This is a genomic window from Christiangramia qingdaonensis, from assembly GCF_048381525.1.
Classification (GTDB): Bacteria; Bacteroidota; Bacteroidia; order Flavobacteriales; family Flavobacteriaceae; genus Christiangramia.
The window spans coordinates 671,341-685,343 of record NZ_JBLWIM010000012.1 but is presented as its reverse complement, the minus strand read 5'-3'; the positions used below and the strand labels follow the sequence as shown (position 1 = coordinate 685,343).

The window sequence follows — 14,003 nt, the reverse complement described above, 5'->3', positions numbered from 1 at the left end:
TAAAACTGCCTCAATGTACCCTTCACTATTCACCAGTTCATCAGCAATTCTTGCAGATAGCTCCTGAATATGTTCTGCTCCAAAACCAATATACAAAGATACAATACTAAGCATAGCTACTGGCACGATAAATTGCGAGCGTTTTAGATTGGTCATCTTATGATAATAACCAAAATATTTTCTTTCTGGCATTTCCTTAGCATCTTTCCAGAAAACTTCAGCCCACATTTTCGCGATGATTACTAATGTTATAAAGCTGGCAAAAATGATCGCAGCTACGGTAATATAATTACCTCCCGTAAATCCTGCTTTAATTAGATTGATCTTTGGCCAGAAACCAGATAATGGCGGAATCCCAACCAGGGAAAATAACGGAATAAAGAGCAATAAACTTATTTTCGGGTATTTGGCATAAATACCTCCAAGATCACGCATGCTGTTAGTTCCTGTGATTCTATAGACCACCCCGCTTAGCATGAAAAGATTGGTTTTAACGATAATATCATGAATAAGATAGAAGATCGCACCTGCAATAGCAATTTCTGTAAACATCCCAATTCCTGCAATCATATAACCAATATGACAGATAATAAGATATGAAAATACCTTTCTCATATTATTCTGTACCAATGCGCCAATTCCACCACTCACTAAAGTAAGTATAGCAATGACCATAATGATATTATTCAGGAAGGGTTCGTTGACAAATATTAGAGTGAAAACTCTAATCAGGGCATAAACACCTACTTTGGTCAGTAATCCTCCAAAAATCGCCGACACGGCGAACGGAGGCGTATGATAAGAAGCCGGTAACCAGAAATACAGTGGAAACACTCCCGCTTTGATCCCGAAACCTATTAAGAATAATATTGCGGTGATTTGAACGAGTCCGCGATTTTCCACAGCAGCAACCTGACCTGCAAGATCTGCCATATTTAAGCTTCCGGTAATTCCGTAAAGTACGGCGATCGCCGTAAGGAAGATCATAGAAGCCAAGATGTTTAGTGTGAAATATTTTACAGCACCTTCTAGCTGAGCCTTTTCACCACCAATGGTTATTAATACGAACGAACTAATAATAATGATCTCAAACCATACATAGAGGTTGAAGATGTCCCCGGTTAAAAAAGCTCCATTCAAACCTAGTAGCAGGAAATGAAATATGGGAAAGTAGCCAAACCTTAGCCGGTCCCTTAATACTGAACCTGCGGAAAATATGGAGACTGCAAGTCCTGAAATCGCCGTTAATAGTACAAGCGTAGCCGCCAGCGAATCTGCAACAAAGGTGATTCCGAAGGGAGCTTCCCAGTTTCCGGCCTGGATAGTTTGAGTTCCATTTTGCCAGATATAGCTGAAAAGGACGATCGCCAGAATTACGCTCAGCGTACTCCCAAAGATGCTGAAGATCTTCTGAAAACGAATCCTGGACCAGCCAAACATCAGGATAATACTGATGGCCATCTGTAAGAAAAGCGGATATAATATTAATTGCTGTGTCATGAATCTTCGTCGGTTGCGTTCATTTCATCCAAATCATCAGTTCTAACTACGGTATGCGCCCTTTTTACCAGAACGATGGCAAAAGACTGCAAACCAAAACTAATTACAATGGCAGTAAGGATCAATGCCTGCGGTACAGGATCGGCAAAGGCTTCTACGAAAACCTTGGAATCACCAGGTATAATTGGCGGGGCGCCTTTGGTTATTCTTCCGAGGAGAAAAATAAGCAGGTTTGCGCCGTTACCGAGTAATATGATCCCTATAATAAGTTTCACCATACTTCGGCGAAGCATCATATAAATACCAGTTCCGTATAGAATACCTACCATTAATGCTAAAAGTATCTCCATATCAGGCCGATTCAGAAATTGTAAAGATTATTGTAAGAGTTACTCCATTTACCACAAGGTAAACACCAATATCGAAAAACAGGGCAGAACCTACGCTGCCAAGTATAGCAACTGTATCGTGCGACCAAAGCCCGGTCATAAATGGCAGATCAAAAAATATTACCGGAGCCAGACCAGCCATAAACGAAATAGCGAGTCCTACGGGTAATAAAAATCCCGGATGCACGATTAAAAGCTCTTTCGTCTTTTCGAGTCCGTTGGCGAATGAATGCAAAATAAATGCAATAGATGCAATAAGACCGCCAACAAACCCACCACCAGGCAGGTAGTGCCCACGGAGAAGGATAAAGACCGAAAACACCAACAATACCGGTAAAAGGTAATTAGAAGCTGTTTTTAATATAATGGTTGTCCGCATATTATTGTTCCTTATTTTCCTGTTTTAGACTTGTATCTGCGTATCGTTTTCTATCCTTCATCTTAAGTCTTAATTTCATCAAGCCGAATACTCCTACTGCTGCTATGGATAATACTGAAACTTCTATTAGTGTATCTGCACCACGGAAGTCCACCAGAATCACGTTCACCACATTTTTACCATGAGCTTCTACATATGAGTTTGCAGCATAGAACTCCCCAACCTGCTTACTTACAGGTTCAGAAAGTACTTCAAGTGCTAAAATGGTAATTATAAGTCCGAATACACTGGATAAAATACCATCTCTCATTCGTGTTTTATAATCTGAAAGCTTCAGATACTTCGGTAATTTATATAATACAAGAACGAACAGGATCACCGTTAGTGTATCAATTGAGAACTGGGTCATAGCCAAATCTGGTGCCGAGTAGAATACGAAGATCAGACAAATTGAAAGACCAACAACACCCATTGCTGCAACTGCTGCCAGACGACTATCAGTAAAAACAGTATAGAAAATTCCCGCAATCAGGATCAAAGTAGTGGTGATCTCATAGACTGTGATTTTAGATAACGAATTATAATCGATCACAAAACGAGTATTCCCAATCATGATGTACCCAACTAATACCACCAGAAAGAGAATAATGATAGAAATATAGTTTCTTAAGTATCCATTCTGAAAGAAATTCGTCCAGAAGTTAGAGAATTGCACAAAACCTTTATTTAGAAGATTCAGAATATTTTCCGGAGATATCGCATTAAATTTTGCTGCAGATGCCACCAGTTTTTCAGAAGGTTTGATAATAAAATATAAAGTAGTTCCAACACCAATTGTGATCAAACTAAGAATAAAAATAAGATTAAATCCGTGCCATAACGCCAGATGAATTTCAGAAGCATCACCACCAAGAGCCGTCACTACAGGTTTAATCAAGGCACCCTCAATTAAAAATGGAGCAATTCCAAAAACAATACCTAATGTTGCCAGTAACACCGGCGGAATCCACATGATTGGACCAGGAGCTTTCACGTTTTTGTGTTCTTCAGGCAGTTTCCCGGTGAATGGCTTGATTCCCGCTACAAAACCTGCATATAGCAAGAGAATCTTAGTAAGAACTATCGCGATCATCGAAATGATGATAATCGTATCTGAATGATATGTAGCTTCGTAGGTAAGTTCCTTCCCAAGAAAACCTATGGTTGGAGGAATCCCGGCACTGGAAATTGCCGCCAGAATCCCGGCGATCCCAACTGGAAGCATAATTTTATTAAGTCCCGCAAGTCTGGTGACATCACGGGTATGTGTTTGATGATCTATGATTCCCGTTACCAGGAACAAAGTTGCTTTATATAACGCATGAACTATGATAAATACTGCTGCAGCAAGGAATGCTTCTTCGGTTCCCAGACCAATTAGAAACACCAGAATACCTAAGGCCGATATTGTTGAATAGGCCAGAATGCCTTTAAGATCTGTTCTGAACAAGGTATGAATTGCAGAATATAGCATGGTAATTCCCCCAACGACGATCAGCGTATAATTCCAGATATTTTCACCTCCAAGAATAGGAGTAAAACGCATTAATAAATAGATTCCTGCTTTTACCATTGTGGCAGAATGCAGGTAGGTAGACACAGGTGTTGGAGCCTTCATTGCTCCTGGTAACCAGAAATGAAATGGGAATTGAGCCGATTTTGTGAAAGCCGCACCAAACAACAATATGACAGCAACGGCATAGAATTCGTTACCACGAATAGCTTCACTCATACTCAGCATTTCTGTAATGCTGTAGGTGCCCGTAATATTATTTAGTAGTAAAGCTGAAGCCAGAAGCAACAATCCTCCTATTCCGGTAATACCCAAAGCGGTCATTGCCGATTTTCGAGAAGCCGGATTAGTATTATTGAAGCCGATTAGAAAGAAAGAACTAATACTTGTAAGTTCCCAGAACACAAACAAAGTGATCATGTTATCAGAAAGTACCAGTCCAAGCATCGCACCCATGAACGCTGCGAGATATCCATAGAATCTATCCAGGTACTCGTGTCCTTTTAAGTAAGAAGAGGTATATGCAAAGACAAGGAATCCTATCCCCGTGATCATTAAAGAAAATAGCAATGACAGACCATCCAGCTTAAAACCAAGATCTACACCAAAGGATGGAATCCATTGAAAAGATCTGGTAATTACTTCACCATCTGCAATTGGAGCTATAAACTGGAAAAAATATAAAAAGAGCCCAAGTGGTACTACGGAAGCCAGTATCGAGAGCTTACCTTTAAAAAACTTCCCTACAAAAACCAAGAGAATAGAAAATATAAATCCTGTAAGAATTGCGGTAAGCATACTTAGTAAATCTGTTTGTCGCAAATATAATAGTTATTATTGAAGAATAGTTTTAGCGCAATCAATAATCCTGGAGATAAACGTGATTTCTACATTAAATACTCTCTATTTAATTCACATTCAATTCCTATCGATTTTACCTGATACTTTGAGAGATTTATAAATAAAATTATTGATAATCGATAATTTATTTTATGTTTGTTATCGTAAAACGATAATTATATCAATGAAACTTGTAATTTGGTTACGGAATATTTTCAGTACAGCGTATTATTTGACCATCATTATATTAATGGTAGTCTTAGGATTAATGATTTTTGCTATAGTTGCCGACTCTGAAATGGCAAGGGAATTTGTAGACAGATCACCAAATCTTATTGTTAAATCAAAATCAGCCTTATTTGCTGCATTATCTTTTACTTTCATTTCTGGAGCATTCTGGATTTATATACTTAGACTACTTAGAAATCTAACCTGGAATCTTTCTATCAGGGATTTATTTTCAGATATCAAATATCCACTTTCAAGCTATCAGGACAGTTAATAATTATTGTGACTGTTCTAGATTACATTACGAAATTTATTTTTGAAGCATTATTCAATGAAAAATTAAAAAGTTTTGATCTCTTCGATTTTATCCTTGCCATTGGAATTGGATTATTCCTAATTCTATTATCGCAAGTTTTTCAAAAGCTAAGAAGCTGAAAGATGAAAATGAATTAACCGTTTATAAATTATTTAATGAAGCCACTATCCCTCCTAAAATACTCTTTAAATGTTTTCCTAATATTACTCCTGGCAATAAACTTATTAAAGCTATTAATTGTATTATTTTATTTTTTCAATCCAGACCATGATTTTTTTGGAGGCTTTTCAATTCTTCCAGATGAGATAAACAATCAGCCAATTACCAAAAATAATAACTGGACAACTACACTTTTTGGTATTAACATTATCGGTTCTATCTTATTTATTTATTTGATTTTAAAATTCAAAAATCTCGTTTCTCTTTTGAATACTACCGATCTCTTTAATTTTCAGCAACAAAAGCTTTTTAAAAACATAGGTATTTTGTTAATAATTTATGCTGGAATAAAATGGATACCTCTTTTTATCTATAAAAATTTTCTTGAACCCTCTCCAAGAACTGTGACTTACGATTTTGATGGCACCGGTTCTTTCTGGTTTGTTTTGATTCTTGGACTATTATTTACTTACATCTCCTACGCTTTCAAGGAAGCACGATTTCACAGGGAAGAAAATGAATTAACCGTTTAACATAAAACTATATGAAGCCACCAATTTTACTTAAAACTATTTTAGATATATGCTTCTTCATCCTATTGATTAGTTTAATTGCTTCGATGGGTATTATACTATCTCATCTATTTTTAACATCAGAGGGTATGCCCATATATTTAAATGACCATATTATTGGCGATATAACAATGCCGAAAATAATTTTACTAATACTAGCAATTTTCCAAGCTGGTATTTTTTTATTTTCTGTATATACTTTAAGAAAAGTAGTACATAACTTTTTTAAAAAAAGATTATTTACCTCTATACAAATAACGGGATTAAATTTAGCTGGAAGATTAATTGTTTTGGCTAGTATTTTAGATGCTATTGTGAGTTTTTCATCGAATCTTATTCTGGAATCAAATCTGAAACTTCGTTTTGGAATCGAATCTACTTTTGGTTCATTTTGGCTACAATTAGCTATGGGACTTTTTCTAATTCTGTTATCCAAATCTTTTGAAAAAGCCAAGAGCTTTAAGGAAGAAAACGAGTTAACCGTTTAAGAATGGCCATTATCATAAATCTCGATCAGATTCTGGAAGAAAGAGGCATGAAAAGCAATGAACTGGCTGAAATGGTTGGGATTACCACCGCAAACCTGTCTATCCTTAAAACCGGGAAAGCCAAAGCTGTTCGGTTTTCCACACTTGAAGCTATTTGCCAGGCTCTGGATTGCCAACCCGGGGATATTCTGGAATATTTGCCAGATTAGAAAAATTCTAACTTATTCTCTTAAATTTAGCTACCTAAAATTTCAATTTATGCGATCATTATTATTGTTACTGCTATTAACTTCCATGGCTGCAACTTCACAGGTAAACACTTATAAAATTTCCTTCAGCAATGCTGTTCATCATGAAGCGAAAATCGAAGTAACATTTCCGAAGATAAAATCACAAGAACTAACTGTACGAATGAGCCGTACTTCTCCTGGTAGATACGCCCTGCATGAATTTGCTAAAAACGTGTACGGCTTCAAAGCTTTCAATAGCGAGGGAAAAGAATTAGAAATTACTAGAGAGAATCCTTATTCCTGGACGGTAAAGAATACAGATGGCACCGTTAACATAGAGTATATACTCTACGCAAATCGCGGAGATGGCACCTATTCTCAGGTTGATGCCAGCCATGCTCATTTAAATATTCCAGCCACCTTCATGTATTCCGAAGAATTGAAAGATCGTGATATTGAGTTACAGATCGATCTTCAGGATCAACCAGACTGGAAGATCGCTACGCAGCTTGAGAAGATCAATGAGAATACATTTAAAGCGCCAAATCTGTATTATTTTATGGATAGCCCGATAGAGATCAGCGATCATCAAGTCAAAAGTTTCGAGCATGATGGTCAGAAAATTGAATTTGTGCTGCATCATCAGGGAACTGAAGCTGAACTTGAGCAATATTTTGAGCAGGTTAAAGCGATCGTAGAACAGGAAGCAGCCGTTTTCGGCGAATTACCAGATTATGATTATGGAAGATATACTTTCCTGGCCTGCTATATGCCAAATGCCAGCGGCGACGGAATGGAACATCGTAACAGTACGATTCTTACAAAGACAGATGCCCTGGCAGATGGCGGAATGAAAGGTAATACTGGCACTGTTGCTCATGAATTTTTCCATGGATGGAATGTGGAACGCTTACGGCCTGCGGATCTGGAACCCTTCAGTTTTTCTGAAGTAAATATGAGCCGAAACTTATGGTTTGCTGAAGGTTTCACCAGTTATTATACCGGATTAATCCTGCATCGTGCAGGCATCACTTCAGAAAAAGAATATATAGAAGGGCTTTCCGGAACTTTCAATTATGTCTGGAATTCACCAGCTACTCAGTATTTTAATCCTATGGAAATGAGCATGCAGGCACCATTTGTAGATGCAGCCAAGTCTGTAGATCCTGTAAATCGCGAAAACACTTTTATCTCTTATTATTCCTACGGAAGTATCCTTGGTCTTGCACTGGATCTTTCTTTAAGAGAAAAAGGTCTGAATCTCGATGATTTTATGAAAATGATGTGGCAGAAGTATGGCAAGAATGAAGTTGCTTACGATACGGAGGATATTGAAAATACACTTACAGCATATGCGGGCAAAGAATTCTCAGATAATTTCTTCGCAAAACATATACGATCTGCTGAAAAACCAGATTACAAAAAATTGTTCGATCATGTAGGTGTGAACATCACTCAGGACAACAAAAAGAATCATTTTGGAGCTAGTTTCCGGGAAACGGAAAATGGGCTGGAAATTAGTCGGAATACTGTAATAGGAAGTCCTGCCTACGAAGCTGGCCTGGACGAAGGAGATTTGATCACGTCAGTAAATGGAACTCCAGTAAATACTTCGGAAGCAATGGAAGAAGTGATTGCTAGTACTTCTGAAGATAGTAAGATAAACCTTGAATTTCAGAGATTTGGAGAAACTGAAACTACTTCCGTAGAACTTTCAGCAAATCCTGAATACAAAATTATGCTATCTGAGAGTGCTTCGAAAGAACAATTAGAAAACCGAAAGCAATGGCTGGAATCTAAATAATTATTAGTTCAACAATGCTCATAAAAAAAGCCTTTCAGAAATGAAAGGCTTTAAATTTTATAAGAATGAGAATATTAATCGGCTAAAATTATAGCTTTATTATCCTTCATTTCAAGAACTCCACCTTTAATGGTGTAGAACAAAACTTCAGTATTGTTTCCTTCCGTTCTAAAAGCCGACTGATCTTTAGCTTTGATCTCGTTCGTGCTTCCGGCTGCAAGGTCGATCTTTACATCACCTTCAGTAAGAACAGATACGATAGGTGCGTGATTGTTCAGCATTTGAAATTCACCATCATTTCCTGGAACTTTCACAGCATCTACTTTAGCTCTGAATACTACCGCCTCTGGAGTAACTATCTCTAAATACATTTAACTAATTTTAGTTTTCAGCAAGCATTTTCTCACCAGCTTCGATCGCTTCCTCGATGGTTCCTTTAAGGTTAAAGGCCGCTTCCGGATATTTATCCAGCTCTCCATCCATGATCATATTGAAACCTTTGATGGTATCTTTAATATCTACAAGCACTCCTTTAAGACCAGTAAACTGCTCTGCTACGTGGAATGGCTGAGAAAGGAAACGTTGAACACGTCTTGCTCTGGATACTGCAAGCTTATCTTCTTCGGAAAGTTCTTCCATACCAAGAATAGCGATAATATCCTGAAGCTCTTTATATCTCTGTAAAAGCTCTTTTACTCTTTGTGCACAATCATAATGCTCATTTCCTAAGATCTCTGGTGTAAGGATTCTTGAAGTAGAATCCAACGGATCTACCGCAGGATAAATACCTAGCTCAGCAATCTTACGAGAAAGTACCGTTGTTGCATCCAGGTGGGCAAATGTTGTTGCCGGTGCTGGATCGGTAAGGTCATCTGCAGGTACATAAACCGCCTGTACAGATGTAATAGAACCGTTTTTAGTAGAAGTAATTCGCTCCTGCATCGCACCCATCTCGGTTGCTAGCGTTGGCTGATATCCTACTGCTGATGGCATACGTCCAAGAAGTGCAGACACCTCTGAACCAGCCTGAGTAAAACGGAAAATGTTATCTACGAAGAAAAGAACGTCTTTCCCCTGACCTTCTCCAGCTCCATCACGGAAATATTCCGCAATCGTAAGACCAGAAAGGGCTACACGCGCACGTGCTCCAGGTGGTTCGTTCATTTGTCCAAAGACGAAGGTAGCTTTAGACTCCTTCATGATTTCTTTATCTACCTTTTGAAGATCCCATCCGCCTTCTTCCATAGAATGCATGAAATCGTCACCGTACTTGATAATTCCGGACTCTAACATCTCTCTAAGAAGGTCATTCCCTTCACGAGTACGCTCACCAACTCCTGCAAAAACAGAAAGTCCACCGTGACCTTTAGCGATATTATTAATTAATTCCTGTATAAGTACCGTTTTTCCAACTCCTGCACCTCCAAAAAGACCAATCTTACCACCTTTAGAATAAGGCTCGATAAGGTCAATTACTTTAATTCCTGTAAACAGAACTTCAGTAGACACAGATAAATCTTCAAATTTTGGCGCCTGGCGGTGAATTGGTAATCCATCTGCTCCTGCTTTTGGCAAGTTTCCAAGACCGTCAATCGCATCACCAATAACGTTGAAAAGACGTCCGTAAACATCTTTACCAACTGGCATTTGAATAGGATTTCCGGTATTAAGAACCTCAACACCACGGCTAAGACCGTCAGTAGAGTCCATAGAGATCGTTCTTACAGTATCTTCTCCAATATGTGATTGTACTTCAAGAACTAAAGTAGAACCATCTTTTCTGGCGATTTCCAAAGAATCATAGATCTTTGGCAGTTCAGCGTTTTCTGAGTCGAACACAACGTCAACTACAGGACCAATAATCTGGGCAACTTTACCTGTGACTTTAGACATTTATCTAATTCTTTTAATTTTATTACGTAAAATTCAAATACCTACTTGCTTGATTTCAATATTGATGAATCAGAAATAGGTCATTTTCAGGGTGCAAAGATAAATTTTTCTCTGAAATAACAGATTGAAATAAAGAGAAGTTTTTAATGTTTTAAAAATGCCCGAATTTCCAAGGTTAAGCCACACTAAAAATCTTATTAATACGAAAAAGCCTCTTCAATCGAAGAGGCTTTTTTATCCAATATGTCAAACAATTATTCTACCGTAACAGACTTTGCGAGGTTACGTGGTTGATCCACATTTTTTCCAAGCATTACTGCAATATGATAGGATAATAACTGTAATGGGATCGTTGTAAGCAAAGGAGTAAGTGATTCCATAGTTTCCGGAACTTCGATTACATAATCTGCAAGATCTCTAACTTCTTCATCTCCCTTAGTAACGATACCAATGATCTTTCCTTTTCTGGATTTAATCTCCTGTATGTTACTCACTACTTTTTCGTAATGTCCTTTCTTTGTAGCAATCACTACCACTGGCATTTGCTCATCGATCAATGCGATTGGTCCATGCTTCATCTCTGCCGCAGGATAACCTTCAGCGTGGATATAAGAAATCTCTTTTAGTTTTAAAGCACCCTCAAGCGCTACAGGGAAATTATACCCTCTACCTAAATAAAGACAGTTTGGAGCATCTTTATATTTAGCCGCAACCTCCTGAATTAGTTCATCAGACTTAAGTGCTTCTTTAACTTTCTCTGGAATTCGCTCCAATTCCTGTAAATGGAATTGGAAATCGCTATGAGAAATGGTCCCTTTAAACTTTCCAAGCTTGAGAGCCATTAATGTAAGCACTGTTATTTGAGTTGTAAACGCTTTTGTGGAAGCAACACCAATTTCTGGCCCAGCATGTGTATAAGCTCCTGCGTGAGTTTCTCTTGAAATTGAAGATCCTACAACGTTACAAACTCCAAAAGTGAAAGCTCCCTTTTCTTTGGCTAGCTTGATTGCCGCCATAGTATCTGCAGTTTCACCACTCTGCGATATGGAAATAACCACATCGTTTTCTGAAATCACTGGATTTCTATACCTAAATTCTGAAGCGTATTCTACTTCTACAGGAATTCTGGCGATATCTTCAAAAATATATTCGGCTACCAGACCAGCATGCCAGGAGGTACCACAAGCAACAATAATGATACGTTTTGCATTCGCAATACGCTCCATATTATCATCTACTCCGGCCATTCTAATGATGCCTTGATCTACCAGCATTCTACCTCTATAGGTATCGCTAATGGCATTAGGCTGTTCATGAATTTCCTTCAGCATAAAGTGATCATAACCACCTTTTTCGATCTGCTCCAGATTCATTTGCAATTCCTGTACATAAGGATCTACTAGTGAATCATCATGAATTTTTCTCACTTTCACACCCTTATCTCTGCGAATAACTGCCATCTCTCCGTCTTCCAGGTAGATCGCATTATTAGTAAATTCTAGAAATGGTGATGCATCTGATGCTACGAAAAATTCATCTTCGCCAACTCCAATAGCTAACGGACTTCCCAGTCTTGCAACTACAATTTCGTCTGGTTTTGATTTATTGAAAACAGCGATAGCATAGGCACCAATTGTCTGGTTCAAAGCAATCTGAACTGCCTTACCTAGCTTCACCTTTTCATTCACGATTACATCTTCAATAAGATTTACCAATACCTCGGTATCTGTATCACTTTTAAAAGTGTAACCACGTTTTTTCAATTCCTTTTTCAAAGAATCATAATTCTCAATGATTCCGTTATGTATAATAACTAGGTCACCGGAATTTGAATAGTGAGGATGAGAGTTTATATCATTCGGCTCACCGTGAGTTGCCCATCTGGTATGACCAATTCCTACAGTTCCATTTGTAGTAACTTCCTCTTCGAATTTCTGCTTTAGATCGGCTACCTTACCTTTTGTTTTACACATCTTCAGCTCTTCACCATCGTATAGAGCGATACCAGCACTATCGTAACCACGATATTCCAGTCTTTGTAATCCTTTTAAAACAATAGGGTAGGCTTCTCTATGCCCTATGTATCCAACAATTCCACACATATTTCTTAATTATAGTTGGTATAATATATTCTCAATTTCAATCTCTTATTTTCATCTGCGGAATTGCTACCGTGCAATACGGTTCCTTCCGGAGTTAATACAGAACCCGTAGGAATTCTGGTAAGCACTTCTGAATTTCTTACTGCAGAATTTAAAGAACCTGCAATTACTCCCTGACTTGACCTTGATACCACCGTATTAATATTAGGCACTGCTACAAGTCCTAGTTTCACATTATCTCCATCATTATTCAGAATGTTGGATAAATGATTAGTGATCCTTAAAGTATAATAATAACCATCTTCTCCTTCTTCGACCTGTAACGGACTTGAAAAAGTTGTCAAACTAGCTGAAGGATCTGCCGCATTAAGCGTAAGATCTATCGCGTAATCGCCAAGAAAAGCATTATTAGTAAAGTCATACAAATATAGTCTATCTGGATTTTCACCTTCATAAACATCACGATTTACAAAAAATTCCAGGGTAGCTTCATTGATCAATAGATCTTGTGATCTTAGATCGTCAAGCACCAATGTATCTGGAAATAGCTCAATAATCGCCATACTTCCTTGCTGTCCTTTAATATAAAGATTTTCAGCACCGGTTTCTGAAGATTGCGACTCAATTTCCTGTAAAACATCAGATGGATATGCTCCCTCCAATAGATTCACTCTGTTTCCAGAAGCAAAATTCAAGGTATAACTCCCACGAACACCCTCTTCAAGCTCATCATCTACCTCGCGATCACTACGATAATACAGAGTGATCCTAGCATCCTGATTATTCAGATTAAAGAAGATCTGTGATCCTTCGGTTCCATTCTCTTCAGCCTTGATATATAAATTTCTGAAGTAGTTTCTGAAATCGGTATTCGAAGATAATTCAGAAGAACCTTCCTTATCAAGAATCTTCGTTTCGAAATAATCCGTAGGAAGTTTTATCCTGAAAGATGGTGTATTGGCGATAGTATCGGTTCCATCTTCACCAACTTCGTAAGAGTCGAAAGCTAAAGCCGAAGGCTCGAAATTTTCTTTTACATAGATCGCTGGCCCTACAATATTCTGCTCGAATAGTTGTTTTTGGTCTGAATAATATCTCTGATCCGATTCAAAACCAGCATCAGGATCGAGGTCATTAAGTAAAAAGTTCGTCTCGAAGATGGATAATTTGAAAGAACCATTTCCATAAATGGAATCCAGCTCATATGTTACCTCATCATCATCTGAAGTGGCTGCTTCCGAAGAATAATAAGGAATTTTAAGCACCACACTATCAAGCTCTACGTTGTCGCCAAAATCCGGATCCAAAGTGGATAATCTCAACTCGCTAACTATACTAGCGACAGATTTGCCGTACAGATCGTGATTGGTGACGCCCAGAAAGAAATTGGACGAGTTATTGGTTTGTACTGAATTAAGCTTTTTAGTGTAGGCATTCACGTTGAACTCCCGAACTTCAACATTCGAAGGATTGGTTATGATCTCTCCTCCTATTTCTGAAAAGTCTTCATCACACCCTACAAAAGCGGAAATAACAGCCATAAAGACTGTT

13 protein-coding genes are annotated in these 14,003 nt (G+C 38.0%); 5 read left to right on the top strand and 8 right to left on the bottom strand.

All coding sequences use genetic code 11. The features are described 5' to 3' along the window. From ACNI3T_RS08065 to ACNI3T_RS08050, 4 genes are all read right to left on the bottom strand, one after another. Window positions 1–1,500: proton-conducting transporter transmembrane domain-containing protein (locus ACNI3T_RS08065; protein ID WP_418227373.1), on the bottom strand; the 1,500-nt coding region annotated here is incomplete at its 3' end. Further along, window positions 1,497–1,850 (bottom strand): Na+/H+ antiporter subunit C, encoded by a 354-nt coding sequence (locus ACNI3T_RS08060; RefSeq protein WP_141879020.1) that lies wholly within the window; start codon window positions 1,848–1,850, stop codon window positions 1,497–1,499. The genes ACNI3T_RS08065 and ACNI3T_RS08060, both read right to left, overlap by 4 nt. 1 nt (window position 1,851) lies before the next feature. Next, a complete protein-coding gene (locus tag ACNI3T_RS08055) occupies window positions 1,852–2,268 on the bottom strand; it encodes a Na+/H+ antiporter subunit B (protein ID WP_322301356.1) in 417 nt (138 codons plus the stop codon). Window position 2,269: 1 nt separating this feature from the next. Further along, window positions 2,270–4,618, bottom strand: coding sequence for a putative monovalent cation/H+ antiporter subunit A (locus tag ACNI3T_RS08050; protein WP_418227372.1), 2,349 nt, complete (start codon window positions 4,616–4,618; stop codon window positions 2,270–2,272). Window positions 4,619–4,844: 226 nt separating this feature from the next. On the opposite strand from ACNI3T_RS08050, the gene ACNI3T_RS08045 reads away from it, so the two are divergent. From ACNI3T_RS08045 to ACNI3T_RS08025, 5 genes are all read left to right on the top strand, one after another. Beyond that, a complete protein-coding gene (locus tag ACNI3T_RS08045) occupies window positions 4,845–5,162 on the top strand; it encodes a hypothetical protein (RefSeq protein WP_418227371.1) in 318 nt (105 codons plus the stop codon). 197 nt (window positions 5,163–5,359) lie between these two features. Continuing rightward, window positions 5,360–5,896, top strand: a complete 537-nt coding sequence (locus ACNI3T_RS08040) for a DUF2975 domain-containing protein (protein ID WP_418227370.1) — start codon at window positions 5,360–5,362, stop codon at window positions 5,894–5,896. A gap of 11 nt (window positions 5,897–5,907) precedes the next feature. Then, on the top strand, window positions 5,908–6,423 hold the full coding sequence (locus ACNI3T_RS08035; protein ID WP_418227369.1) for a DUF2975 domain-containing protein: 516 nt from the start codon (window positions 5,908–5,910) through the stop codon (window positions 6,421–6,423). Window positions 6,424–6,425: 2 nt separating this feature from the next. Beyond that, window positions 6,426–6,632: a helix-turn-helix domain-containing protein gene (locus tag ACNI3T_RS08030; protein WP_322301361.1), complete on the top strand. Its 207-nt coding sequence runs from the start codon at window positions 6,426–6,428 to the stop codon at window positions 6,630–6,632. A gap of 49 nt (window positions 6,633–6,681) precedes the next feature. Beyond that, on the top strand, window positions 6,682–8,457 hold the full coding sequence (locus ACNI3T_RS08025; RefSeq protein WP_418227368.1) for a M61 family metallopeptidase: 1,776 nt from the start codon (window positions 6,682–6,684) through the stop codon (window positions 8,455–8,457). A 74-nt stretch (window positions 8,458–8,531) separates the two neighbouring features. Here ACNI3T_RS08025 and ACNI3T_RS08020 read toward each other — a convergent pair whose 3' ends face one another. From ACNI3T_RS08020 to ACNI3T_RS08005, 4 genes are all read right to left on the bottom strand, one after another. After that, window positions 8,532–8,828: a FoF1 ATP synthase subunit delta/epsilon gene (locus ACNI3T_RS08020; protein WP_141879027.1), complete on the bottom strand. Its 297-nt coding sequence runs from the start codon at window positions 8,826–8,828 to the stop codon at window positions 8,532–8,534. A 10-nt stretch (window positions 8,829–8,838) separates the two neighbouring features. Continuing rightward, complete coding sequence (gene atpD / locus ACNI3T_RS08015; protein ID WP_418227367.1) at window positions 8,839–10,350, bottom strand: F0F1 ATP synthase subunit beta; 1,512 nt, start codon at window positions 10,348–10,350, stop codon at window positions 8,839–8,841. A gap of 254 nt (window positions 10,351–10,604) precedes the next feature. After that, complete coding sequence (gene glmS, locus ACNI3T_RS08010) at window positions 10,605–12,452, bottom strand: glutamine--fructose-6-phosphate transaminase (isomerizing) (protein WP_418227366.1); 1,848 nt, start codon at window positions 12,450–12,452, stop codon at window positions 10,605–10,607. A gap of 5 nt (window positions 12,453–12,457) precedes the next feature. Beyond that, window positions 12,458–13,993: a DUF4270 domain-containing protein gene (locus ACNI3T_RS08005; RefSeq protein WP_418227365.1), complete on the bottom strand. Its 1,536-nt coding sequence runs from the start codon at window positions 13,991–13,993 to the stop codon at window positions 12,458–12,460. Window positions 13,994–14,003: the final 10 nt, after the last annotated feature.